Annotated in this window: 21 protein-coding genes; 8 read left to right on the forward strand and 13 right to left on the reverse strand. The window is 67.3% G+C overall.

What is annotated here, in order from left to right; genetic code table 11:
• Positions 1-95 precede the first annotated feature (95 nt).
• The gene (locus OO71_RS39430; RefSeq protein ID WP_033295217.1) at positions 96-2,600 is read right to left on the reverse strand and encodes a DEAD/DEAH box helicase; all 2,505 of its coding nucleotides are present in this window, start codon (positions 2,598-2,600) and stop codon (positions 96-98) included.
• Positions 2,601-2,750: 150 nt separating this feature from the next.
• On the opposite strand from OO71_RS39430, the gene OO71_RS39435 reads away from it, so the two are divergent.
• Positions 2,751-4,013 carry a hypothetical protein gene (locus OO71_RS39435; protein WP_033295161.1) on the forward strand — a complete coding sequence of 421 codons (1,263 nt, stop codon included), beginning with the start codon at positions 2,751-2,753 and terminating at the stop codon, positions 4,011-4,013.
• A 3-nt stretch (positions 4,014-4,016) separates the two neighbouring features.
• Here OO71_RS39435 and OO71_RS39440 read toward each other — a convergent pair whose 3' ends face one another.
• Complete coding sequence (locus OO71_RS39440) at positions 4,017-4,712, reverse strand: SDR family NAD(P)-dependent oxidoreductase (protein WP_033295162.1); 696 nt, start codon at positions 4,710-4,712, stop codon at positions 4,017-4,019.
• A 94-nt stretch (positions 4,713-4,806) separates the two neighbouring features.
• Between OO71_RS39440 and OO71_RS39445 the strand changes: the two genes are divergently transcribed.
• Positions 4,807-5,361: a TetR/AcrR family transcriptional regulator gene (locus OO71_RS39445; protein ID WP_033295163.1), complete on the forward strand. Its 555-nt coding sequence runs from the start codon at positions 4,807-4,809 to the stop codon at positions 5,359-5,361.
• Here OO71_RS39445 and OO71_RS39450 read toward each other — a convergent pair.
• A complete protein-coding gene (locus tag OO71_RS39450) occupies positions 5,358-6,566 on the reverse strand; it encodes an MFS transporter (protein ID WP_033295164.1) in 1,209 nt (402 codons plus the stop codon). The genes OO71_RS39445 and OO71_RS39450 overlap by 4 nt on opposite strands.
• A gap of 100 nt (positions 6,567-6,666) precedes the next feature.
• Positions 6,667-7,758, reverse strand: a complete 1,092-nt coding sequence (locus OO71_RS39455) for an adenosine deaminase (RefSeq protein WP_033295165.1) — start codon at positions 7,756-7,758, stop codon at positions 6,667-6,669.
• Between the two features lie 211 nt (positions 7,759-7,969).
• Between OO71_RS39455 and OO71_RS39460 the strand changes: the two genes are divergently transcribed.
• Entirely contained in the window at positions 7,970-9,064 is a 1,095-nt protein-coding gene (locus OO71_RS39460) for a hypothetical protein (RefSeq protein ID WP_033295166.1), read from the forward strand.
• A 276-nt stretch (positions 9,065-9,340) separates the two neighbouring features.
• On the opposite strand, the gene OO71_RS39465 is transcribed toward OO71_RS39460, so the two are convergent.
• From OO71_RS39465 to OO71_RS39485, 6 genes are all read right to left on the reverse strand, one after another.
• The gene (locus OO71_RS39465) at positions 9,341-10,615 is read right to left on the reverse strand and encodes a thymidine phosphorylase (RefSeq protein WP_033295167.1); all 1,275 of its coding nucleotides are present in this window, start codon (positions 10,613-10,615) and stop codon (positions 9,341-9,343) included.
• Positions 10,612-11,001, reverse strand: coding sequence for a cytidine deaminase (locus tag OO71_RS49655; protein WP_245633925.1), 390 nt, complete (start codon positions 10,999-11,001; stop codon positions 10,612-10,614). The genes OO71_RS39465 and OO71_RS49655 overlap by 4 nt, the downstream gene beginning before the upstream one ends.
• Complete coding sequence (locus OO71_RS39470; RefSeq protein WP_051792851.1) at positions 11,001-12,239, reverse strand: ABC transporter permease; 1,239 nt, start codon at positions 12,237-12,239, stop codon at positions 11,001-11,003. The genes OO71_RS49655 and OO71_RS39470 overlap by 1 nt, the downstream gene beginning before the upstream one ends.
• 38 nt (positions 12,240-12,277) lie before the next feature.
• Positions 12,278-13,375 (reverse strand): ABC transporter permease, encoded by a 1,098-nt coding sequence (locus OO71_RS39475; protein ID WP_033295169.1) that lies wholly within the window; start codon positions 13,373-13,375, stop codon positions 12,278-12,280.
• Entirely contained in the window at positions 13,372-14,940 is a 1,569-nt protein-coding gene (locus OO71_RS39480) for an ABC transporter ATP-binding protein (protein ID WP_156096788.1), read from the reverse strand. The genes OO71_RS39475 and OO71_RS39480 overlap by 4 nt, the downstream gene beginning before the upstream one ends.
• Positions 14,941-15,019: 79 nt before the next feature.
• Positions 15,020-16,168, reverse strand: coding sequence for a BMP family lipoprotein (locus tag OO71_RS39485; protein WP_033295171.1), 1,149 nt, complete (start codon positions 16,166-16,168; stop codon positions 15,020-15,022).
• A gap of 621 nt (positions 16,169-16,789) precedes the next feature.
• Here OO71_RS39485 and sdhC point away from each other — a divergent pair.
• Genes sdhC through OO71_RS39505 form a run of 4 tightly spaced genes read left to right on the forward strand, consistent with a single transcriptional unit; the run spans position 16,790 to position 20,227 of the window.
• Complete coding sequence (gene sdhC, locus OO71_RS39490; RefSeq protein ID WP_084145598.1) at positions 16,790-17,239, forward strand: succinate dehydrogenase, cytochrome b556 subunit; 450 nt, start codon at positions 16,790-16,792, stop codon at positions 17,237-17,239.
• 4 nt (positions 17,240-17,243) lie between these two features.
• Positions 17,244-17,660 carry a succinate dehydrogenase hydrophobic membrane anchor subunit gene (locus OO71_RS39495; RefSeq protein ID WP_033295173.1) on the forward strand — a complete coding sequence of 139 codons (417 nt, stop codon included), beginning with the start codon at positions 17,244-17,246 and terminating at the stop codon, positions 17,658-17,660.
• 39 nt (positions 17,661-17,699) lie between these two features.
• Complete coding sequence (sdhA, locus tag OO71_RS39500) at positions 17,700-19,454, forward strand: succinate dehydrogenase flavoprotein subunit (RefSeq protein ID WP_033295174.1); 1,755 nt, start codon at positions 17,700-17,702, stop codon at positions 19,452-19,454.
• Entirely contained in the window at positions 19,454-20,227 is a 774-nt protein-coding gene (locus OO71_RS39505; RefSeq protein ID WP_033295175.1) for a succinate dehydrogenase iron-sulfur subunit, read from the forward strand. Before sdhA ends, OO71_RS39505 begins: the two co-directional genes overlap by 1 nt.
• A gap of 63 nt (positions 20,228-20,290) precedes the next feature.
• Here the strand turns inward: OO71_RS39505 and OO71_RS39510 are convergent, their stop codons facing one another.
• Both OO71_RS39510 and OO71_RS39515 read right to left on the reverse strand, forming a co-directional pair.
• Complete coding sequence (locus OO71_RS39510; protein WP_033295176.1) at positions 20,291-21,670, reverse strand: S8 family peptidase; 1,380 nt, start codon at positions 21,668-21,670, stop codon at positions 20,291-20,293.
• 69 nt (positions 21,671-21,739) lie between these two features.
• Positions 21,740-21,994 carry an SCO4848 family membrane protein gene (locus tag OO71_RS39515; protein ID WP_033295177.1) on the reverse strand — a complete coding sequence of 85 codons (255 nt, stop codon included), beginning with the start codon at positions 21,992-21,994 and terminating at the stop codon, positions 21,740-21,742.
• Positions 21,995-22,036: 42 nt separating this feature from the next.
• Between OO71_RS39515 and OO71_RS39520 the strand changes: the two genes are divergently transcribed.
• Positions 22,037-23,257, forward strand: a complete 1,221-nt coding sequence (locus OO71_RS39520) for a D-alanyl-D-alanine carboxypeptidase family protein (protein ID WP_033295178.1) — start codon at positions 22,037-22,039, stop codon at positions 23,255-23,257.
• 1 nt (position 23,258) lies between these two features.
• On the opposite strand, the gene yhjD is transcribed toward OO71_RS39520, so the two are convergent.
• The gene (yhjD, locus tag OO71_RS39525; protein WP_033295179.1) at positions 23,259-24,263 is read right to left on the reverse strand and encodes an inner membrane protein YhjD; all 1,005 of its coding nucleotides are present in this window, start codon (positions 24,261-24,263) and stop codon (positions 23,259-23,261) included.
• Between the last annotated feature and the right edge of the window lie 20 nt (positions 24,264-24,283).

A 24,283-nucleotide genomic window follows, 5' to 3' on the forward strand; every position in this document is an offset into this window, starting at 1 on the left:
AGACGATCCACGGTGGCTGTTCACCTTTCCTCACCCGTTCATGATCAACGATCATGAACCTTCACGCACCACAAGTGATCAACTTGTTAGGAACTCTAAAGCTGATTCACCTCGACCACCCGCACGACCGCCGACCCCACCTCGTCCGACGCTCGCAAGTCCACTTCCGCGCTGATGCCCCAGTCGTGGTCGCCCGCGGGGTCGTCGAAGATCTGCCGTACTCGCCATACCTCGGGTTCCTGCTCGATCAGCAGCAGGGCCGGGCCGCGGGCGTCCGGGCCGATGCCAAGGTTCTCGTGCTCGGCGTAGTAGTCGTCCATCGCATCCGCCCACGCGTCGGCGTCCCAGCCGGATGCTTCATCCAGTGCCCCAAGCGAGTCGTACGCACGGCGCGCAGCCAGTTCCACTCGACGGAACAGTTCGTTGCGCACCAGTACCCGGAACGCGCGCTCGTTGCGGGTGACCGCAGGCGGTTCGGCGGGCGGGCGGTGCGAAACCGGACCCTCCTCCGACGGGTGCCGCAACGCTTCCCATTCGTCGAGCAGGCTCGAGTCGACCTGGCGAACCAGCTCGCCGAGCCATTCGATCAAGTCCTGCAGCGGTTCGGTTTTCGCCTCGTCCGGGACGGTGTGCCGGAGTGCGTCGTACGTGTCGGCGAGATAGCGCAGTACCAAGCCCTCGGAACGGGCGAGCTGGTAGAAACCCACGTATTCCACGAAATTCATCGCGCGCTCGTACATATCGCGCACCACGGATTTCGGCGACAGCTCGTAATCCGCGACCCACGGATGCCCGGCACGATACGACTGGTACGCCGCCGAAAGCAGTTCCTCCAGCGGTTTCGCGTACGTGACCTGTTCGAGCAGCTCCATCCGCTCGTCGTACTCGATGCCGTCGGCCTTCATCGCCTGTACGGCCTCACCGCGGGCCTTGAACTGCTGCTGCGAAAGCACCGGCCGCGGGTCGTCCACAGTGGATTCCATAATGGACACCACATCGAGCGCGTACGACGGCGACTCGGCGTCCAGCAGCTCCACCGCCGCCAGCGCGAACGGCGAAAGTGGCTGGTTCAACGCGAAATCGAACTGCAGATCGACAGTGAGCCGCACGATCCGGCCCTCGGCGTCCGGTTCGGACAGTCGCTCCACGATCCCGGCGGCCAGCAGCGCGCGGTAGATCGCGATCGCCCGCAGGATCAGCTTCCGCTGGGTCGGCCGGTCGGCGTGGTTGTCCTCCAGCAGGTGCCGCATGGCGTCGAAAGCGTTGCCCGGCCGGGAAATCACGTTCAGCAACATCGAATGGCTGACCTGGAAGCTGGACGTGAGCGGTTCCGGATCGGCCGCGATCAGCCGGTCGAACGTGCTCTCGGTCCAGTTGACGAAGCCCTCCGGCGCTTTCTTCCGGACGATCTTCTTTTTCTTCTTCGGGTCGTCGCCCGCCTTCTCCAGCGCTTTCGCGTTCTCGACCACGTGATCGGGCGCCTGTACCACGACGTACCCGTCGGTGTCGTATCCCGCCCGGCCCGCGCGGCCGGCGATCTGGTGGAATTCGCGCGCCTTCAAATGCCGCTGACGGACCCCGTCGTACTTCGTGAGCGCCGAGAAGACCACGGTGCGAATCGGCACATTGATGCCGACGCCGAGGGTGTCCGTCCCGCAGATCACCTTCAGCAGCCCCGATTGCGCCAGCGTTTCGACGAGCCGCCGGTACTTCGGCAGCATGCCCGCGTGGTGCACCCCGATTCCGTGCCGCACGAGCCGCGACAGCGTTTTGCCGAATCCCGCAGAAAACCGGAACTCGCCGATCAGGTCGGCAATCGCCTCTTTCTCCGCGCGGGTGGTGACGTTGATGCTCATCAGCGTCTGCGCCCGCTCGATGGCCGCGGCCTGCGAAAAGTGCACGACGTACACCGGCGCCTGGCCGCCGTTGAGCAGTTCCGACATCGTTTCGTGCAGCGGCGTGAGCGCGTACCGGTACGTGAGCGGCACCGGCCGCTGCACCGACGTCACCACCGCCGTCGGCCGTCCGGTGCGCCGCGTCAAGTCCTTTTCGAAGAACGAAACGTCGCCGAGCGTGGCCGACATGAGCACGAACTGTGCGTTCGGCAGTTCGATGAGCGGGACCTGCCACGCCCAGCCGCGGTCCGGTTCGGAGTAGAAGTGGAACTCGTCCGCGACAACCTGGCCCACCGGCGCCCCCGCACCGTCGCGCAACGCGATGTTCGCCAAGATTTCCGCGGTACAGCAGATGATCGGGGCATCCGCGTTGACACTCGAATCGCCGGTCATCATGCCGACCTGATCAGCCCCGAAGATGTCGATGAGCTGGAAGAACTTCTCCGAGACCAGTGCCTTGATCGGCGCGGTGTAAAAACTGCGTTTACCGTGCGCCAGCGCCGTGAAGTGCGCGCCGACCGCCACCAGGCTCTTGCCGGAGCCGGTTGGCGTCGAGAGGATCACGTTGGCGCCGGAGACGACCTCGATCAGCGCCTCCTCCTGCGCCGGGTACAGCTCCAGGCCCCGTTCGGCCGTCCACGTGGAGAAGGCTTCGAACAGGGCGTCGGGGTCAGGATCCGCAGGCAGGAGGTCGGTGAGTGTCATCGCGGTACCCATCGTGCCATCCCGGCCGCGGCCGCAGGTGCAGGGGAGATCGCGGCTGCTTGCCCGAACCCGTAGGCTTCCGGTACCGCGCACCGCCGGGGGAACGGCAGGCGGGCGCGCACACGGGCGGTACTCGCGGAGGATTCGGCAATGGCACAGGACATCATCCCGATCGAGCTCGGGCTGCCGCAGGGCGACGTGGTCACCCTCTGGGCCCCGCGGTGGCGGGAGGACGGCGAGGAGTGGGAAGCGTTCCTCGGCGACGAGGACGACCTGTACGCCTTCCCGGACGCCGCGCATCTGGCCGCGTTCGTGCGCACGGCCGAGCAGCACGACCTGCTCGACCACCCGGCGTGGGACGCGGTGCCGGCGCTGAACGTGCCCGAGCTGATCCCCGACGACGACCACTCCTACGACCTCGTCGGCGTGCCCGAGCTGGTCTCCGAGGAGCCGGACTCGTGGACGATCGGCGAGCTCGCCGAGATCGTCGGCATCGTCCGGTCGCTCGCCGACGTGTGCGAGCTGGACGAGGTGCACGAGGTCCTCGACGCATACGAGGGCTTCTCGCTGCTGGAGCAGGGTCGCCTGCCGTTCACCGGGCGCGAGGGCGAAGCGCTGTGGAACGACTTGTCAAAGGCGGTGTCCGAGAAGTGGGACACCGTGCTGGACGCGATCGACAACCTGGTCACCGTGCCCGAGGTCGACGCCGCGGTGCTGGAGCAGACCGCCGAAGAGCTGGCCGCGTTCCACGAGGAGTCCGCCGAAGCGGAGGCCGGGGAAGAAGACGGTGGCCCGGAGGACCTCGAAGCAGTCGACTCCGAGGACGGCGACAGTGCCGAGGCCGAGGACGAGCCGGTCGGATTCTGGGGCGAGGTCGGGATCGACCCGATCAAGATCGTCACCGCCGGCGCCGAGTACTACACGCTGCGCTGCTACCTCGACGACAAGCCGGTGTTCCTCGGCACCGACGGCGAGATCGACGTGTTCGGCTCGGCCAAGGCACTGCTGAAGGCGATCAAGGACGGCGGTGACCTCGCCGAAACCGACCTCGCCGACGTGTCCACTTGGGACGACGTGCTGGCGAAAGCCGCTGCGGGCGAGCTGGAGCTGGAAGTCGACACCGAGAACACCTACGTGTTCACCGGGATCGACGACGACATCGCCGAAGGCCCGGAGTCGATCGACCCGACCCAGCTGGAGCTGGCGGTCGAACTGCTCACCGACGCGGCCGAATGGTCCGGTGACGACACCGTCGAAACCGCGCTGGCCACCAACGAAAGCCTCGGCTGGCTGGTGTCGTTCGTGCTGCGGCCGGACCCGAGCCGGCTCGAGCCGAGCGCCCCGTTCGACACCCAGCAGAGCGCGTGGCGGAAGCTGGTCGAGGACTTCGAGAACCGCCTCACGGTGGTCTGAACCTCAGAGCACATCGAAGACACTCTCGGCCGAGTTCTGCGTCGAGTACATCTTCCAGGCGGCGCCGGCGAGCACATCCGGATCCAGGGTGTGCCCGCCGGCGTCGCCGTATGTTTCGGGTTGCGCGGTGACCATGCGGTGGATGTCGCCGCGTTCGACGAGGCCGCCGATGATCAGGCTGCCCGCGTAGACCCCGGTCCCGGCGAGGCCTTCGTGCAACGTCCGCGCGTAGTTCCGCAGCGCGGCCGAGGAGACCGCGAGCGCGCCGAGCGCAGGCATCGGCCGGACGGCGCTGAGCCCGCCCGCGAACAGGAACCCGCCGCGACCGCGTTCCAGCATTCCCGGCAGCAGCTTGGCGACCACGCCGACCGCCGGGTACACCCAGCTCATCGCCCGCTCGACGGCGGCGGCCGTGGTTTCGGTGATGTCGGCAGGGATGCTGTCCGGCTCGATCGCGGCCGGTCCGTAGTAGACGACGTCGATCGTGCCGAACCGGTCGAGGATTCTGTCGAGAGTGGACTCGATGCCGTTGCGGACGTCACCGACGAAGGCCTGCGGGCTCCCGTCCAGCTCGGCCAGATAACCCGCATGTCGTTCTGCACTGCGGGAAACGAGCGCGACGTCGTGCCCCTCCGACGCGAATCTGCGGGCGATCGACATCCCGAGTCCGGGACCGGCTCCGAGAACAACAGCTGTCATGTTCCCTCCTTGGATTAAGTCGAGGCAACCCTCGACTTATTTCGCACGCTACCACAAAACCTGAGGGTGCCCTCGACTTTGTACGATGGTCCCCATGGCCACCGGATCGAAGCCGTTGCGGGCGGACGCCGCGCGCAACCGCGACAAGCTGCTGGCCGCCGCCACCCGCGCGTTCGGCGAACAGGGCCTCGACGTCCCGCTGGAACAGATCGCCCGCACCGCCGGGGTCAGCATCGGCACGCTGTACGCACATTTCCCGACCCGCGAAGCATTCGCCGACGCGATTCTGCCCGCGCAACTGGCCGCGCTCGACGACCTCGCCGCTGCCGCGCTCGCCGAACCGGACCCGTGGCTGGGCTTCACCGGATTCATCGACGGCCTGTTTGCCTTGCAGGCCAAGGATCACGGGCTGAACGACGCGCTCGCCCGGCGCCAGCCGTTGAGCCCGGCCGTGCTGGAAGCATGTCGTAGCGGCTTCGAGCACGCGGCCAAGGTCGTGGACCGCGCCAAAGCGGCCGGGCAGCTGCGCGCGGACTTCACCCCCGCCGACCTCGCCCCGCTGGTGTCCGCGATGTCCCAGGTGATCCGGGAATCACCCGAGGTCTGGCGCCGGCACCTGGCCTTCTTCCTCGACGGCTTGCGTACCTAGTCCTTTTCGGACTCCGCGCGGACCGGCACCAGTCCCACCGCCAGCACCGGGAAGATCGCCGCCACGCAGTACGCCAGTGCGTAGCGGCTGTCGCCGATCACCAGGCCCAGCAACGGCGGCGTGAGCGACGCGGCGATGTTCTGCGCAGTGTTCTGCGTACCCATCGCGCGGCCGGACCACGCGACGCCCGCCATTTCCGCGGACGCGGTGAAGCCGAGGCCGTTGTCGGCGACCGTGATCACCGCCGCCACCACCAGCGCGGCCAGCACCAGCCACAGCCAGGTCGCATCGCCGAGGGCGACCAGCAGCATCACCACCGCGCTGGCGACCGCGAGCTGCCGCATCGGGCGCAACCGGCTGCCGACGCGGTCCGACCAGTACCCCGACGCCAGCCGCCCGAGCGCGCCGAGCACTTGCGCCACCGCGACGAACACCCCGGCCGCCGTCGCCGTCCACTGGTGCTGCGACACCAGGTACACCGGCGCGAACGCGGACACTGCGAACTGCGGCACGACCAGCAGCGCGCTCGCCCCGTGCACCCGCCAGAGCCGCGCCTTGCGGTACGGCGACGGCGGCCGCTCCCCCTTCGCGGCCCGCGGCGGGCGCGGCGGGTCCACCACGAACGCCGCCACGAGCAGCGCGACCAGGATCGAAAGGCCCGCCGGCAGCAGCATCGCCGCCTGGAACCCCCACCGCTCGGCCAGCGGCGGCAACCCCAGCGCGGCGACGCCGACACCGAGCGGCTGCGCCGTCTGCCGGATCCCCATCGCGACCCCGCGCTCGGACTTCGCGAACCAGCCCATCACGACCCGGCCGCTCGCCGCGTTCACCGAAGCCGTGCACGCACCGGCTGCGAGAAACACTCCAAAGAGAAGACTGGACGGGTGATGCCACAGTCCGGCGTACACGAGGAGTAACCCTGAAACGCCCAGGCCGAGCGCCATGATGAGCCGCTCCCCGTAACGGTCCGCAGCCGCGCCCCACCCGATGAGGGTGAGCAGCAGGCCGATGCTCGGCGCCGCGACGACCGTGCCCGCCTCGGCCAGCGTCAGATGGTCGGCCTCGCGCATCGCGGGCACGAGAAACGGGATCCCGTAAAGGAAAGAGCAGCTCGCGGTCTGCGCGGCGAGGCCGAGCGCGAGGATCAGCCACCGCCGCGAACTCCCGCGTTCCCGCACCTGCTCCCCTGCCGCGACCTGCGCCATTCCGTCCACCGTCTCATTATTTGAGAAGTATTTCCTACATAATGAACGATAGTTGGCACTGCTAATGAACGCAACCACCTGGTCACGTCGGGGCGGGGAGTCAGCCGAGTGCCGCGTACCCGGGTTTGACCACCTTCTCGATGAGCTCGAGCCGCTCGTCGAAATCGAGGAACGCGGATTTCATGGCGTTGATGGTGAACCAGCGGAAGTCGTCGAGACCGAAGCCGAACGTGTCGGCCAGCGCGGCGAATTCACTGGTCATCGTGCATCCGCTCATCAGCCGGTTGTCGGTGTTCACGGTGACGCGGAAGCGCAGCCGGGCGAGCAGGCCGATCGGATGTTCGGGCAGTGACGGCACGGTTCCCGTCTGCACATTCGACGAAGGGCAGATCTCCAGCGGGATCCGGCGGTCGCGGACGTAGCTTGCCAACCGTCCAAGATGGACCTTTCCGTCCGCGTCCGTGGTGATGTCCTCGGCAATCCGGACCCCGTGCCCGAGCCGTTCCGCACCGCAGTACTGGATTGCTTCCCCGATCGACGGAAGGCCGAATGCCTCGCCCGCATGAATGGTGAAATGCGCATTGTTCCGGCGCAAATAGTCGAATGCGTCCAGATTCCGGGTGGGCGGAAATCCTTCTTCCGGACCGGCGATGTCGAAACCCGCCACACCGTCGTCCCGGTAGCGCACCGCCAGCTCGGCGATCTCGAGCGCGCGGGCGTGCTGGCGCATTGCACAGAGCAACGTCCGTACCCGGATTCGGCCGCCTGCGGCGACCACGCGCTGTGTTCCTTCGGCGAACCCCGCCTGCACAGCCTCAACCACTGCATCGAGTGACAGTCCGCGCTCCACGAACAACTCCGGCGCGTAGCGCAGCTCGGCGTAGACGACGCCGTCGGCGGCCAGATCCTCCACCGCTTCGGCGGCAACCCTGACCAGCGCTTCCGCCGTCTGCATGACCCCACACGTGTGGGCGAACGTTTCGAGGTACGACACGAGCGAACCGGAGTCGGCCGCCGCGCGGAACCAGCGGCCCAGCTCGTCCGGGTCGGTCGCCGGAAGGCCGGGATAGCCCGTGGCCTCGGCAAGTTCGGCGACGGTGGCCGGGCGGAGGCCGCCGTCGAGGTGGTCGTGGAGCAGGACCTTGGGAGCGCGGCGCAGGATCTCCGCGCCGAGCGGGGTTACGTCCGACATGCTCCCAACGGTAGCCTCGCTGTCATTCCCCTACATGGCCGTAACCGGACGCCCCGGCGCCACCCTCCGCTCAGCCCGGGACGGAAGGAATCGGCCATCCGGGTAGCGCAGCAGTTATCCGGTCTCCCCGGGGGCCATACGCACAGCAATTTTCTTCATCGATAAGCTCGCCCCAGTCCCTTCCATTTCCCCGCCGACGAAGGACACCGCAGTGACCACTGACAACCACATTGCCGCACCGTCCTTCGACCGGATGCGCAACATGCTGGTGCGCGCGGCCGAAGTGCGTGAGAGCGAGCAGCAGCAGATCTTCGACGCGCTCGACGACATCTACGCCCGGCTCGCCCCGGTGGACTCCCTCGGCGCGGTGCGCAAGCGGCTGTCCGAGATGCCCGACCGCACCGAGGTCGGCGTGCTGGCCGAGCGGCTCGACGAAGCGATGACGCGGCTCGAGTCCCAGGACACCGCGATCGCCGCGCTCACGCACGCGGTCGAGAGCATCGTCGACAAGCTGGCGAAGCCGTTCGCTCAGCTCGACGGCAGGCTCGACGGGGTCGCGGCGCGGTTCGAGGGCGTCGCGGGCCGGATGGACGGGCTCGAGGACAAGCTGCAGAACATCCACCGGCGGCTGGACGAGCTCGGCGGGCATCTGGACAAGCAGGACGCGAAGCTCGACGCGATTCCGCAGACGACGCAGGGTCCGGTGCGCGAGCGGATCGAACTGGCCGAGGCGGCGCTGCGCGAGCGGATCGAGACGGCGGATCAGGAGCTGCGGTCCCGGGTCGACGAGCTTGATCGGGCGACGAAGGAGCGGATTGCTTCTGCCGCCGACGCGTTGAAGGCTGCCGTGGTGGACACCGGGGACAAGGTGGACCCGGCTGAGCGGCTGGAGAGCATCGGTACCCGGCTCGAGTCGATCACCCAGCGGCTGGATGACCTGTCCGGCCGGATCGACAAGGTCGAGGACGACGTCACCGGGCGGATCGGTGATCTGGACGGGTCGCTGCGCAGTGGGTTGTCGAAGGTCGAGGGCACCCTCGCCAAGCAGCCGGACACTGATTCGGTGGATTCGCTCGTGCGGCGGAGCAATGACGAGTCGGTACGGCGGATCGGCGGGCAGCTCGATGAGGCGATGGCCACCTTCGCGGAGTTGATGCTCGGGGGTGGGCCTGCGGTGCAGCAGATTGCTCCGCCGCCGCCCGCGCCTCGGCAGCCGCGTCGGTCCTCTCGGAATGGCCGTTCGCCGAAGGCCGCTGACGCCAAGGCTAAGTCCGGTGGTGACTCGGACGAGTCCTCTGCTGAGTGAGCTGCTGACTTAGGGGCACCCCGAAGCCGGGATTGTGACTACGGGCGGAGGGTGGTTGTCAAGGCGGGAAAGATGCCTTGACAACCACCCCTCCGCCCGTGTTTTTGGCTTCGTATCGGGGTGCAGGGCCGGGTCTGGGTGCCCGGGTCCCGGTGGGTGCGCGGGTGCCGCCCGGGTGGGTGGCGCGGGCTGTGAAGGGAACCTTCACGGAATCTGAGTCCGTGAAGGGAACCATGAGGGAATCAGATTCCGTGAAGGTGGCCTTCACGGACGGGGTCAGGGGTGGATTGAGTCCAGGATGATCTGGCGCGGGGATGGTGCGCTGGGGCCTACTTCGTAGGCGTTGGTCAGGGCTTCCAGGGCGGCGGGGATTGCTGCGGAAGTGTCGGTGTGTAGTTCCAGCAGGGGCTCACCCTCTACTACAGGTTCACCGGGCTTTGCGTGGCACAGGATTCCCGCCGCGGACTGCACCGGATCTTCTTTGCGTGCTCGGCCTGCGCCCAGGCGCCAGGCGGCGACGCCTACCGCGTAGGCGTCCAGGGAGGTGAGTACGCCTGAAATGGGGGCTGGGATCACGTGTATCGACGACGGCCGGGGCAACGGTGCTGAAGGGTCACCGCCTTGTGCGGTGATCATTTGTGCCCATACTTCGTAGGCTGCGCCGGAAGCCAGTACCTTTGCCGGGTCCGTCGAGATGCCTGCGAGGGTGAGCATTTCCCGTGCCAGGGCGATGGTCAGCTCGACCACGTCTGCTGGGCCACCGCCTTGCAGGACTTCGATCGCTTCCGCGACCTCTACCGCATTTCCGACTGCCCGGCCCAGTGGGGTGGTCATGTCGGTGATCAGTGCGGTGGTCGAAACTCCGTGTGCGGTACCGATGTCCACCAGCGTTCTTGCCAGAAGCTGTGCGTCCGGCAGGGTTTTCATGAATGCGCCGGAGCCGGCCTTCACGTCCAGGACCAGACCGGACGCGCCTTCGGCGATTTTCTTGCTCATGATCGAGCTGGCGATCAGCGGTACCGACTCCACCGTCGACGTGACATCCCGCAATGCGTACAGCTTCTTGTCTGCCGGAGCCAATCCCTCGGTTGCTGCGCAGATCACCGCGCCGACCGAGTTCAGTTGCGCCGCGATCTCGTCCAGCGACAGTGCTGCTCGCCAGCCTGGGATCGACTCCAGTTTGTCCAACGTACCGCCGGTGTGGCCCAGCCCGCGGCCGGACAGCTGCGGTACGGCTGCCCCGCACGCGGCGACCAACGGGGCCAGCGGCAGGGTGATCTTGTCGCCTACTCCGCCGGTTGAGTGCTTGTCCACGGTTGGGCGGGTGACGTCCAGGGACAGCCGCGAGCCCGAGTCGATCATGGCGCCCGTCCAGCGGGCGATTTCTCGATTGTCCATGCCCCGCAGGAAAATTGCCATGGCCAGTGCGGCCATTTGTTCTTCGGCGACGATCCCGTGGGTGTAGGCGTCGACGACCCAGTCGATCTGTTCGTCGGTCAGTTGCCCACCGTCGCGTTTGGACCGGATTACATCCACGGCCGTGAAAGTCATGGTAGATCCGCCGGGCCGAATGCGTCCGGTAGTACCTCCGACATCGGCAGTATTCCGCGTGGAGTGTCTACCAGACAGGTGGAACCGCCTAGTTCGAACAGGATTTGACGGCAGCGTCCACAAGGCATCAGCAGTTCACCCGAGCCGCTTCGGCAAGCCACTGCGACTAATCGGCCGCCGCCGGACAGTCGCAGTTGTCCGGCCATTGTGCACTCAGCGCACAAACCCAAGCCGTACGAGGCATTCTCGACGTTGCATCCGGTTACCTGACGGCCATCGTCCACAATGGCCGCGGCACCGACGTGCAAACCCGAATAGGGTGCGTACGCATTCGAAGCAGCCGCCACCGCGGCCGAACGCAACGCGGTCCAGTCCACTTCGGACATCAGTCGCCCTCGCCTCGGCGATATCGCGCACCGTCCGCGCGGGGTGGGCGTAGTCGTTGTGACGCAACGGCTAGCACGATCAGGGTGACGAAATGTGCGGTGTACGGGATCAGATCGCTCGGCAGCGTGTCGTTGGTCCAGTAGATCGCGTACAGCACACCAGCGCCGACGACCCCAAGCGCGGCGGCAATCCACTTACGCCGGATCAACTGCACGATCACAATGATGGCCAGCAGAATTACCGCGCCATAGAGCAGCGCGAGCACTGCTTCGCCGCCACCGGCCAGTTGCAAACCGTCGGCGTACCCGAATAGCGCGGCGCCACCGAGCAATCCACCCGGTCGCCAGTTACCGAAGATCATGGCGGCCAAACCGATGTAACCGCGGCCGTTGGTCTGGTTCTCCAGGTAGTCCGCGCCGCCCTTGAGCAGGACCAGCGAAGCGCCACCCATTCCGGCGAAACCACCGGAGATCAGCACACCGACGTATTTGTACCGGTAAACGTTCACGCCCAGCGATTCCGCCGCCACCGGATTCTCGCCGCACGAACGCAGCCGGAGACCGAAGCGCGTGCGCCAGAGGATCCAATAGCTGACCGGGATCAGGATGATCGCGAGCATGGTCAACGGGGCAATACCGGTGACCAACCCGCGCAGAATGCCTGCCACATCGGACAATCCGACGCGTTGCTGATTCTCCAGCGAACCCAGCCAGTCGGACAAGCCCGCCGCCGAATAGGTGTCGAACTTCGGCACCGGCGGCGATTGCCGTGGGTTCCCCGAAAGTGGTTCGAAAATCAGGTTTGCCAGATACTTCGCGATTCCTAGGCCCAGCAGGTTGATTGCGACACCGGAGACGATGTGGTTGACGTTGAACGTCACCGTCGCCACCGCGTGCAGCAGGCCGCCCAATGCGCCGAACGCGATTGCCGCCAGCAGGCCGACCCAGGCGCCGCCGTAGTAGGAACCCCAGGCTGCGCCCCAGGTACCGAGGATCATCATGCCCTCGAGGCCGATGTTGATCACGCCGACGCGCTCGGCCCACAGCCCGCCGAGGGCACACAGCAGAATCGGCAGTGCGAGCCGCAAAGCGGTGGACGCCGTGTTGCTCGACGTGAGCGCGGAAACGCCGGTGGCGTACGACGCCGTCGACATGACGGCAATCGCCACCACGGCCCAGATCACGCCGCGCAGCCAGCCGGGAATCCGCTGCCGCTTGCGTTTCACCGGCATCGGCATGCCGGACTCGGGGCCCGGCCGGGAAAACTCCGTGGTGGTCACGCTGCACCGCCTTCCGCGACCGTGGAACCCTTGCGGCCGTTACCGGCCAGCGCGCGGCCCACCCGTCGCTGTTCCGCGGCGAGGTCGGCCCGGCGCACGATCTCGTACGCCACGACGACCGACAGCACGATGATGCCCTGCATGATCGTCGCGATCTCCTTGGACACGTTGATCTGCTCCAGCGACACCGCCGAGGTGTCCAGGAACGCCCACAGCAGCGCGCCGAACGCGATCCCGCCGGGGTGGTTACGGCCGAGCAGCGCCACCGCGATGCCGGTGAAGCCGTACATCTGGGTGGCGGTGATGCCGTAGGTGTAGTCCCTGCCGAGCAGCTCCGGCATCGCGATCAGACCGGCCACCGCGCCGGATAGCAGCATGGCGACGAGCGTCATCTTCTTCGCGCTCACGCCACCGGCCGCGGCCGCGGTCGACGACTCCCCGCTCGCCTTCAGCTCGAAGCCGAACCGGGTGCGGTTCAGCATGAACCAGTACGCGCCGCCGATCACGAGCGCGATGAACACGAACCCGAACAGCGTGCCCGACCCCACCGGGATCCCCGGGATCCGGCCGGACGGCGCGATCACCCTCGTGCCGATGTTGTTTCCGGTCTGCACGCCGAACTGGTCGGCGTTGATGAGGAACGCGATGATCCCGGCGACGATCGAGTTCAGCATGATCGTGGAGATGACCTCGCTGACCCCGCGGGTCACCTTGAGCACCGCCGGAATCGTCGCGTACAGCGCCCCGGCCAGAATCGCGACCAGCAGGATCACGATCGTGTGGATCACCGGCGGCAGTTGCAGTGCACCGCCGATGATCGCCGCGATCACGGCGGCGAACCGGTACTGGCCCTCGACCCCGATGTTGAACAGGTTCATCTGGAACCCGATGGCCACCGCGAGGCCGGACAGGTAGTACACCGTCGCCAGGTTCACCGTGTCCACCGCGGTGGAACCCTTGAACAGCTGGCCGATCATGGTCCCGTACGCCTGCAGCGGATCGGCACCGGAGATGACGAGCGCGATCGCCGACAGCACCACGGCGAACGCGATCGCGAGCAGGGGCGGCAGAAGCCGCGTGCGCCACGAGCTCATTGGGCTACATCACCTTCTTCGGCTCCGGTCATCGCCGAACCAAGTTCCTGCGGGGTCACGGTAGCCGGGTTCGCCTCGCTCACCAGCCGTCCGCGCAGCATGACGCGAATCGTGTCGGACAACCCGATCAGCTCGTCGAGGTCCGCGGAAATCAGCAGCACCGCGAGCCCGTCGGCGCGGGCCTGGCGGATCTGCTCCCAGATCATCGCCTGCGCGCCGACGTCCACCCCGCGCGTCGGATGCGAAGCAATCAGCAGCGACGGGCTCCCGGACAACTCCCGGCCCACGATCAGCTTCTGCTGGTTACCGCCGGACAACGCGGCGGCCGGCACGTCGATCCCGGGCGTGCGGACGTCGTACTCGCGCACGATCCGCTCGGTGTCCGTCCGCGCGCCCGCGATGTCGAGCAACTGCCCGCCGGACACCGGTTTCCGGGTCTGGTACCCGAGAATCCGGTTGACCCACAACGGTTGCGTGAGCAGCAGGCTGTACCGCGTGCGGTCCTCGGCGATGTACCCGATCCCGGCCTCGCGGCGCGCCAGCGTGCCGAGCTTGACCAGGTCACGCGTCTTGCCGTCGCGCGGGGTGAGCTCGATGTGCCCGCCGCTCGCCTTGCGCATCCCCATGACCGTCTCGACGAGCTCGGTCTGCCCGTTGCCCTCGACGCCCGCGATGCCGAGCACCTCACCCGCATGCACGGTGAAGGTGATGTCGTCGAGCACGTTGCGGTCCGACCCCTCGGCCGACAGCCGCAGGTCACGGATCCGCAGTACCTCGCGCTCGGTCACGGTCGACTCGCGCGTCTCCGGGCTCGGCAGCTCCGAGCCGACCATCATCTCGGCCAGCTCGCGCGTGGTGATCTTCTTCGGATCGGCAGTGCCGACCGTGGTGCCCCGCCGGATCACCGTGACGGTGTCGGCGATCGCGCGCACCTCGTCGAGCTTGTGCGAGATGAAGAGGAAGGTGTACCCGTCGGCCTGCATTTCGCGGACCGTGCCGAAAAGCGCGTCCACCTCCTGCGGCACGAGCACTGCGGTCGGCTCGTCGAGGATGATGATTTTCGCGCCGCGGTACAGCACCTTCACGATCTCGACGCGCTGGCGGTCGGCCACGCCGAGCTCCTCCAGCAGCGTGTCCGGCTTCGCGTGCAGCCCGGTGCGTTTCGACAGCTCCTGCAGCCGCGCCCGCGCCGCACGGCCGATGCCGTGCAGCGCCTCGCCGCCGAGGAAGACGTTTTCCGCGACAGTGAGGTTGTCGGCGAGCATGAAGTGCTGGTGCACCATGCCGATTCCGGCGCGGATGGCGTCCTGCGGGTTACGCAGTTTCACCTCGGCGCCGTTGATCGCGATGGCGCCCTCGTCAGGCTGCTGCATCCCGTACAGGATTTTCATCAGGGTCGATTTGCCCGCGCCGTTCTCGCCGCAGAGGGCGTGCACCTCGCCCGCCGCGACGGTGAGGTTGACGTCGGAGTTCGCGACCACGCCGGGGAACCGCTTGGTGATCCCGGTCAGCTGGACGGCAGGCACGCCCCGGTCGGGGACGGGCTCGGCCTCGGTTTCGCTCATGGGAAAGGACATCCCGTTCTGTCGAAAACGCGTGAGGGCCCGGAAGGAAGATCCTTCCGAGCCCTGCCACGTCGGTCTGCTACTTGGCCGGCTTGTCCGCAACCTTGATGGCGCCCGAAATGATCTGGGCCTTGTAGCCCTCGAGCACATCCTTGATGTCGTCGACCTTGCCGCCGGACGTGGAGTAGCCCACGCCGTCGGCCTTGAGGTCGAAGCGCTTCGGCAACGTGCTGGTGTCGCCCTTGGCGACGGCCTGCAGGTAGTCGAACACCGCGACGTCGACGCGCTTGATCATCGACGTGATGATGATGTCCTTGTCGGCGGCGACCGTCTTCTGGTTGTACTGGTCGGAGTCGACCCCGATGGCCAGCGCGTTGGCCGCCTTGGCCGCGTCGAACACGCCCTTGCCCGAGGCGCCGGCAGCGTGGTAGACGACGTCCGCCCCGCGCGAGATCTCGGCCGCGGCCTTCGCGTTGCCCTTCGGCGGGTCCTGGAACCCGGAGAAGTCACCGGCCGGGGTGAGGTACTCGTCCTCGATCTTGATCTTGTCCGAAACGGCCTTCGCGCCCTGCAGGAAGCCCGCCTCGAACTTCTGGATCAGCGGGGTGTTCACGCCGCCGACGAAGCCGATGTGGCACTTCTTGCTCTTGTACGCGGCGGCGACGCCGGCCAGGAACGAGCCCTGCTCCTCGGCGAAGACGAGCGGGGTGACGTTCGGGAGGGTGATCGAGTCGTCGTCGACGATCGCGAACTTGGTGTTCGGGTACTTCGCGGCGATGACCTTCACCGACGGCGCATAGGCGAAGCCGACCGCGATGATCGGGTTCAGGCCCTGCTGCGCCATCTGGTCGAGCCGCTGCTGCTTCGCGGCTTCGGCCTCGGTCGCGCTCGCGGTGCTTTCACTCACCGACGGGACGCCCAGGTCGGTCTTCGCCCGGTCGGTGCCCGCCGCGGCCGCGTCGTTGAAGGACGCGTCCCCGCGCCCGCCGACGTCGAAGGCCAGTCCGACCTTGAGCTTGCTTCCGTCGACCTTGCCCGACTCGGCACTGCTGCTCGTGGCAGCGGGCGGAGCGGCAGGCGGCTTCGGCGCGGTGATGCAGTCCGACGCGGCATTGCCGGTCGAACCCGACGCGTTGTTGTTGTTACTGCCCCCGCCCGAGTCCTTCGCGCACCCCGCCAGGGCGAGCACCCCGGCCATGGTCGCGGCGGCCAGCGCGGTTCCACGCATGCGACGCAACGTGTGTCTCCCTCCCCGCTGATCCAGCGGACGATCCGCCCGTGCACCTTCGCCGGGCTCGACCGCAGAACCGTACCCAACTGCCGGGTAACCGCCATAGGAACGGCACGCTACGTAACACAAACGTTTACTCGGCAGCCCGATCCGCGACCGGCCGTGCACCTACCGTGATCATCCGGCCCGGTCCGGGCGGGCATTTCGTTCGGATTCCCGCCGTTCGTAGGGTCTTTCCTGCGGTATTGGCGGTCCGTGCGTACCCGGACGGGACGACCCCGCTTTCCGGTCACGCGCAGTACCGGTCATCGGCGCTCGCCGAACACCCCGAAACGGCTCCGAAACCAGCGCTGAACCGCCCCCGGAACAGGCGCCGGACGTGCTCCAGACCACACGTCCGAGTGGTCCTCCCAGGTCGCTGGTGTCTGGTCCATCACAGAGAGGAACCCGGAGGTAAGCCTGGTGGTGAAGGCGGGTCTAGCATCCATGCATCCACGCTCGATGGCCCTGATCTCGGCCCGTCGCCGGCGTTGTCCCCAGTGGATCGACCCCGGTTTCGGATGCGGACCTCACCGGTCAACCGGGCACGACAGTCATGACGTTGGAGGCCGTTCACCGATGTCCACCACGGCGAGCACTGCCACCGGAACCGGGGCAGGAGCGAGCGATCGGGCGGGTGCCTCACGCCGGCAGGGAACCTTCTACCGGGGCGACCCGGGCATGTGGTCCTGGGTACTGCACCGCATCACCGGCGTGCTGACATTCTTCTTCCTGTTCGTGCACGTGCTCGACACCGCGCTCGTGCGCGTGTCGCCGAACACCTACGACCAGGTCATCGAGACGTACAAGACGCCGATCGTGAACCTGCTGGAAGTCGGCCTCGTCGGCGCGGTGCTGTTCCACGCGCTGAACGGCCTGCGCGTGCTGCTGGTCGACTTCTGGGCCAAGGGCCCGAAGTACCAGAAGGCGATGCTGTGGGTCATCGGCGTCGTGTGGGTGGTCGTGATGGTTCCGGGTGCGTTCTTCATGCTCAAGCGCACCGTCGAGACGCTTTTCGGGGGTGCCTGATCCCATGGCCGACTCACTGATCCTCGCCAGCCCGCGCTCGCCGCGGCGCCCGGCCGCCCGGCGCAGCAACTTCGAGCTGTACAGCTGGCTCTTCATGCGCATTTCCGGACTCGCGCTGATCATCCTGGTGCTGGGCCACCTCCTGATCATGAACATCCTCGACGGCGGCGTGCACCGGATCAACTGGGGCTTCGTCGCCGGCCGGTGGGCCTCGCCGTTCTGGCAGTTCTGGGACCTCGCGATGCTGTGGCTCGCCGAGATCCACGGTGGCAACGGCCTGCGCACGATCATCGACGACTACGCCCGCAAGGACTCGACCCGGTTCTGGCTGAAGATCGTGCTCTACATCTCGATGGTGCTGATCCTCGCCGTCGGCACGATGGTGATCTTCACGTTCGACCCCGAGATGCCTGCCTCCTGAAACAGGCGCACCCACCACTAGGTAGCGGAGTCTTTTCCCATGCAGTTCCACAAGTACGACGTGGTGATCGTCGGCGCGGGCGGCGCCGGCATGCGCGCGGCCATCGAGTCCGGCCAGCGCGCCCGCACCGCGGTCCTCACGAAGCTGTACCCCACCCGGTCCCACACCGGCGCGGCGCAGGGCGGCATGTGTGCCGCGCTGGCGAACGTCGAGGAGGACAACTGGGAGTGGCACACCTTCGACACCGTCAAGGGCGGTGACTACCTGGTCGACCAGGACGCCGCGGAGATCATGGCCAAGGAGGCCATCGACGCGGTCCTCGACCTCGAGAAGATGGGCCTGCCGTTCAACCGCACGCCCGAGGGCAAAATCGACCAGCGCCGCTTCGGCGGGCACACGCGCGACCACGGCAAGGCCGCGGTGCGCCGCGCCTGCTACGCCGCGGACCGCACCGGCCACATGATCCTGCAGACGCTGTACCAGAACTGCGTCAAGCACGGCACCGAGTTCTTCAACGAGTTCTACGTGCTCGACCTGGTGCTGTCCGAGGACGCGGACGGCAACCCGGTCGCGTCCGGCGTCGTCGCCTACGAGCTGGCCACCGGCGAGCTGCACGTGTTCCAGGCGAAGTCGATCGTGTTCGCCACCGGCGGCGCGGGCAAGATCTTCAAGACCACGTCGAACGCGCACACGCTCACCGGCGACGGGCTCGGCATCATCTTCCGCAAGGGCCTTCCGCTGGAGGACATGGAGTTCTTCCAGTTCCACCCGACCGGCCTCGCCGGGCTCGGCATCCTGATCTCCGAGGCCGTCCGCGGCGAGGGCGGGATCCTGCGCAACTCCGAGGGCGAGCGGTTCATGGAGCGCTACGCCCCCACCATCAAGGACCTCGCGCCGCGTGACATCGTCGCCCGGTCGATGGTCCAGGAGGTGCTGCAGGGCCGCGGGTGCGGGCCGAACAAGGACTACGTCGTCCTCGACGTCACGCACCTTCCGGTGGAGGTCCTCGAGACCAAGCTGCCGGACATCACCGAGTTCTCCCGCACGTACCTCGGCGTCGACCCGGTCAAGGAGCCGGTGCCGGTGTTCCCGACCTGTCACTACGTGATGGGCGGCATCCCCACCAACATCCACGGGGAAGCGCTGCGCGACAACGAGCACGTCATCCCGGGCCTGTACGCCGCGGGTGAGGTCGCGTGCGTGTCGGTGCACGGGTCGAACCGGCTGGGCACGAACTCGCTGCTGGACATCAACGTGTTCGGCCGCCGCGCGGGCATCGCCGCCGCGGAGTACGCGCTGGCGCACGAGCACGTCGAACTGCCGGAGGACCCGACCACGCTGGTCGAGGAGCAGCTGGCCGGTCTGCTGTCGGAGCACGGTGACGAGCGCGTCGCCGACATCCGCAAGGAAATGCAGCAGACGATGGACTCGCACGCGTCGGTGTACCGCACCGAGGACACGCTCAAGCAGGCGCTCACCGACATCCAGGCGCTGAAGGAGCGGTACCAGCGGATCACCGTGGCGGACAAGGGCAAACGGTACAACACCGACCTGCTCGAGGCCGTCGAGCTCGGCTTCCTGCTGGAGCTGGCCGAGGTTCTGGTGGTCGGCGCGATCGCGCGCAAGGAGTCCCGCGGCGGGCACGCACGCGAGGACTACCCGAACCGCGACGACACGAACTTCATGCGGCACACCATGGCCTACAAGCAGGGTTCTGGTCTGTCGACCGACATCCGGCTCGACTACAAGCCGGTCACCTTCACCCGCTACGAACCGATGGAGCGGAAGTACTGATGACGACGGCCACCCCCGAGGCGCCTTCCTCCACGGCGTCCGACGAGCACACGCCGATCCAGGTCACGCTGAAGATCCTGCGGTTCAACCCGGAGGTCGACCAGGAACCGCACTGGGAGACCTACGACGTCCCGGCGCAGCCGACGGACCGGGTACTGAACCTGCTGTTCTACGTCAAGGACTACCTCGACGGCACCTTCGCGTTCCGCCGCTCGTGCGCGCACGGCGTGTGCGGGTCGGATGCCATGCAGATCAACGGGATCAACCGGTTGGCCTGCAAGGTGCTGCTGAAGGATCTTTTGGAGAAGAGCGGCAAGAAGACCGAGATCACGATCGCCCCGATCAAGGGCCTGACGACGTTGAAGGACCTCTACGTCGACATGGACCCGTTCTTCGAGGCGTTCCGGGCAATCAAGCCGTACCTGATCACGTACGGCAACGAGCCGACGCGCGAGCGGATCCAGTCACAGGCCGACCGCGACCGCTTCGACGACACGACGAAGTGCATCCTGTGCGCCTGCTGCACGTCCTCGTGCCCGGTGTACTGGAACGACGGCTCGTACTTCGGCCCGGCGGCAATCGTCAACGCGCACCGCTTCATCTTCGACTCACGCGACGACGGAGCCGAGGAACGCCTGGACATCCTGAACGACAGCGAGGGAGTGTGGCGCTGCCGCACGACCTTCAACTGCACCGACGCGTGCCCCCGGGGAATCCAGGTGACGAAGGCGATCCAGGAAGTGAAGCGGGCCCTGCTTTTCAAGCGGGTCTGATCTTTCTTACCGAAAAGCGGTCCTCGCCCTCAGTCCGGGCGAGGACCGCTTTTCGTTGCTGCGTCAGTGAACCGCGTCGAGGGCGTCTACCAGCCCGTGTCCGTAATACGAGTTGTTCTGCTTCGGCCCCACACACGCGCTGGCGTCGCATGAGATCGGGTCCGCCTGTGCGGTCAGCAATGCCGTCAATGCCTGCGGCGGCGCATTACGGTGCTTCGACGCCAGCAACGCCGCAACCCCGGCCGCGTGTGGCGACGCCATCGACGTGCCGCACATGGTGCCGTAGCCGCCGTTGAACACCGTCGACAGCGTGCAGCCCTCACCTTGTCCGGACGGCGGCCGCTGGCCGGAATCGCCGCCCGGCGCGGTCACTGTGACGGCACCGTAGTTGGAGTACGACGATTTCGTTCCCGCGTAACCGATTGCCGATACCGTCACCACTCCGTCGATGGCTCCGGGCAGGATGCTGCACGTCGAATCGATCCGATGTGGACGGTTCGGGTCCTTGGTCTGCTTCGTGACGTCGAAGGCGGAGTTACCCGCCGCAGCAACGTTCAGAGTGCCGCGCTGCGTCGAGTACGTCACCGCGCGCCGGACGGCTTCATACGCGGCCGCGTCGCCGGATTCGTTGCGGCAGTAGAACATTCCCGGGTCGATGTAGTAGCTGTTGTTCGTCACCTGGAAGCCGTGCTGCGCCGCCCAGACGAACCCGCAGACGGCCGACTCCGGGAAGATGTAGCCGTCGTCGTTCACCACCTTCACCGAAGCCAGCCGCACGCCTGGCGCGATGCCGGTGAACCCGCGCGCCGCGTCCTTGCCCGCGATGGTGCCCGCGACGTGCGTGCCGTGGTCGGAGTTCGTCGGCTTCCACGCGGTCGGGTCCGGTGCGCCGGTGATGCATCCGGTCGACGAACGCGGGTCGACCGCCTTCGCGAGCGCCGGGTGCGCTGGGTCGATGCCGGAGTCCAGCACGCCGACGGTGACCGACCCTGAACCTTGGTCGATCTTGTTCGCCTCGGGCGCGTGAATGGCCCGCATGTCCCACTGCTGGGCGGACAGGTCGTTGCCGGCCGCGAGGGTCTGCGTCTGCTCGAGCGCGCCGACGGCCGACCGCATTCCGGACCGGGCGGCGGCCTTGGCGGCGATGTCCTTGCCGCCCGAATACGCCCGCTTCACGCCGATCCGGTCGGCGAAGTCGGCGTTGCGCGAGCTGGCAACGGCGACTCCGATTTCCGGGTAGTACGCCACTCGGGTACCGCATTTGGCGGCCAGCTCGGTGTCGACCACGCGCTGCGGGTCACCCGGTTGGTACAGCACGACGTAGCTGTACGGCGTGCTGGTGGTGTCACACGATGGGGTGGCGGCAGCAGCCGGGACCGCGACCACCCCGGCGGTCACCCCGGCAACTGCGACCGGCACGAGCAATCGACGTAAACGGGACATTCACCCTCCATGGTCGGTCGTCCGAACCTAGGGCAGCGAGCCCCCGCCGACCAACGGACAGTCACCGCATCAGGGGGCAGAACTGCCCGATCGTTCCTTCGCGTTCGCCCGCACGCCACGCCAGCCGAGTACCCCGATGGCGGTGCCGAGCACGAACGAGACGACCGTCAGTACCGCGTGTACGACGAAGTATCCGGTGGGCGAACCGTCGGCCGCCCACGACTGATCGCTGGCCCACAGATTCTTCGCAAACGTGATCCAGATGATCCAGGACCAGATGCCGAAACCGAACAGGAAGAAGGCGATACCCCGCGTAATGCGCATGTCCCGAGTATGCAACCAGGCACTCGGCGCTAGATTGCTCGGGTGCACACCGCTTTCGCCCGGTCGCTGCGAGCACTCGCCGCGACCCTCACCGCTGCTCTGCTCGCCCTCGGTGCACCGCTCGTCCTCGCCGCTCCGGCGCAGGCCCAGCAGTGCACCGAACACGCCGTGCCACCGGCTCCGGTGGACACGTCGGAGAAGCCGAAGCCAGGGCAAGCGGTCCCGGCGCCGTTGCCCGTCCCGCCCCAGCCGGTCGGCGGCGAGCGGCTCGGCAGCTGCGGGCTCGTCCTCCCGCCGGGCGCGCCGACGCCGCCCGAGGGCGACACCGCGGCGTCGTGGGTGGTGCAGGACCTCGACAGCGGCGCGGTCGTCGCGGCGAAGGACCCGCACGCGCGGGAGCGGCCGGCGTCGCTCATCAAGACGCTGCTGGCGCTCGTGGTCACCACCGAGCTGAAGCCGGACCAGGTCATCGTGCCCACCAAGGAGGACGCCGAGCAGGAGTGCACCTGCGTCGGCATCGCCGCGGGCGGGCACTACACGGTGGAGCAGCTGCTGCACGGCCTGCTGATGCATTCGGGCAACGACGTCGCGCATGCCTTCGCAACGGCCCTTGGCGGCGTCGACACCGCGCTCGGCAAGATGAACGCGCTCGCCGCCCGCATCGGCGCCACTGACACGCGCGCCGCGACGCCGTCGGGTCTGGACGGCCCGGGCATGTCGACCTCGGCGTACGACCTCAGCGTCGTTTTCCACTACGCGATGAAGCAGCCGAAGTTCGCGCAGGCGGTGTCGACCAAGGCGTACACGATCCCGTCGGTCGACGGGAAACCGCCGATCACGGTGTACAACGACAACAAGCTGCTCGGCGTCTACCCCGGATTCCTCGGCGGGAAAACGGGTTTCACGGACGACGCGCGGCACACGTACGTCGGCGGCGCCGAGCGCGACGGCCACCGCCTCGCCGTGGTGATGATGCGTGCCGAACAACGCCCGGTCCGCGTGGTCGACCAGGCGGCGAAGCTGCTCGACTACGGTTTCGCGCTCGAGAAGTCCGGCGCGCAGCCGGTGGGGCGCATTGCGTACCAGCCGCTGGCCACCTCGTCGCCGGTCGACCGGCACGTGGCGCCAGTGGGCGCGGCGTCGTCGGCGTCCGAGCAGAAGGCGGACGCGTTCGGCACCACCGGCTGGGTGCTGACCGTGGTGGTGCTGGTGATCATCGTGGCCGGGTTCGTGATCGGGTACCAGCGGAAGCGGGCCAGGTAGGTCAGCCCTTCCGTCGCCCGAACCAGCCCAGCAGCGCACCCGCGCTGAACGCTCCCGCCGCGGCGCCGAGCCCGAGACCACGCTGCACCGTCACGCGTGGTTCCAGCAGCACCGGCGCAGGCGGACGGATCACGCGTTTCTGGTTCTCGCGCGCGGTGGCCGTCCAGGCGGTGACGAGCAGCAGGAACCGGGACACGAGGTTCGCGAACACGAGCAACCCGATCACCGGCCCGAAAAGCGCGGCCGACGGGGATTTCGTGACGCTCCCCAGGTACACGGTCGCCACCTGCTGCAGCACCACGAACCCGATCGCGGCAAAGATCGCGCCCTTGACCGCACTGCGCATTGCGACGTGCTCACGCGGCAGACGGGCGATCACCCACAGGAACACCAGCGCGTTGGCGAGCAGGCTGAGCAGGATGGTCGCGACGCGCAGCAGGAAGACCGCCCACGCCTGGTCCGCCAGCCCGACCAGCTCCAGCAGGAAGCTGCCGACCCCACTGCCCGCGGCGGTGATCGCGAACGACACGACCAGCGCGATCCCGAGCCCGATCAGGGACAGCAGGTCCTTGAGGGTCCGGCCGGCGAACGGTTCCGCCTTCTTTTCCTGCCCCCACTGCGCGGTGAGCGCGTCGCGGAGGTTCGCCATCCAGCCGATGCCCGAGTAGAGCGCCAGCAGCAGGCCGAAAACCCCGATACCGCTGCCGGATTTCAGGGCGGCGTTGGTGATCTGCTGGACGAGCCCGCGCAGCCCCGCGGGGACGGAGCTGTTGATGCCGTTGGTGAGCTGGTCGATCACCGTCTGGTTGTCGCCGAGCACCATGCCGACGATCGCGAACGCCACCATGAAGATCGGGAACACCGACAGCACGCTGAAGTACGTGATCGCCGCGGCGTAGTGGTTGCCGTAGTTCTCGGTGAACGATTCGTTGGCGCGGACCAGGTGATCCAGCCACGGGTACTTGCGCCGCAGCCGGGGCAGCAGCTTATCTTTTTCTTTCGCCACCGGGAAACGCTAACCACGGT

Origin of the sequence: Amycolatopsis jejuensis (genome assembly GCF_000717335.1) — a bacterium.
In the GTDB taxonomy this organism is placed as follows: Bacteria; Actinomycetota; Actinomycetes; order Mycobacteriales; family Pseudonocardiaceae; genus Amycolatopsis; species Amycolatopsis jejuensis.